The 801-nt window shown below is 66.0% G+C and carries 1 protein-coding gene; it reads right to left on the bottom strand.

Features of this window, described 5'->3' with window-relative positions:
- Positions 1-801: poly-beta-1,6-N-acetyl-D-glucosamine N-deacetylase PgaB (gene pgaB / locus ASU03_RS19150; protein ID WP_157465994.1), on the bottom strand; the 801-nt coding region annotated here is incomplete at both ends.

The raw sequence follows: 801 nt of genomic DNA, 5'->3' as shown, positions 1-801 counted from the left end.
ACAGCGAACGCGCCAGGCCATCGCCCTTGGGATCGGCGAACGCCTGGAGGAACACGGTGTCGACGCCCATGTCCAGCACGCGCTGGACCAATGCGTCGAGGTTGCGCACTTCTTGCGCCTTGTCCGGGTCGTAGACCTGATCCAGGTCCACATGCAGCACGCGCATCGGCGCTTTGACCTGCGCCGAGACCATGCTGTTGGCGAAGTCCTCGCCGTACGGGTCGTTGTCCACCAGAAAGCGCGGGCTGCTCATCAAGTTGCCGAGGTTGTCGAGGCCGTCCTCCAGGGTCAGGGCCATCTGGTAACCCTGCTCGCCCACCACCGCCAAGGAGGTGCCGTCCGCCGCCCCGTATGGCCAGACCCACACGCGCGGGGCCTTGCCGGTAACGGCGCGGATCTTATTGGAAATCGCCGCAACGTCGGCGCGCATCCGCGCCTGGAACTGCGCTTCGGGCTCATAACTGCGGGTGACCGGGTCATAGCGCCGGGTAGCCGCAGCCGGCTCCATGTTGCCCTGGGGGTTGGCCAGCACGCCCTTGTGGTTGGCGTCGGTGTGGGCGGCGATTTCCACCAGGCCCGATTGCGCCACTTCGCGCACTTGTTGCCAGGTCAAAAACTCCCCGCGCTCACGCGGCGCGCCGGCAAAATCCACCGGTTGGTTCAACGGCGTGTCGACCCAACTGCCCACCGGCGCCAGCACGGCCGGCCACTGGTAGGCACGCAGGATCGGCATCACGCGGGTGTAGAAGCTCGAATAGCCATCGTCGAAACTAAGCATGACGGCTTTGGGCGGCAGCGGTG

The sequence above is a fragment of the Colwellia sp. TT2012 genome, assembly GCF_001440345.1.
Taxonomy (GTDB): domain Bacteria; phylum Pseudomonadota; class Gammaproteobacteria; order Enterobacterales; family Alteromonadaceae; genus Colwellia.
The sequence above is the reverse complement of the archived record's forward strand: the minus strand, read 5'-3'. Positions and strand labels throughout refer to the sequence as shown.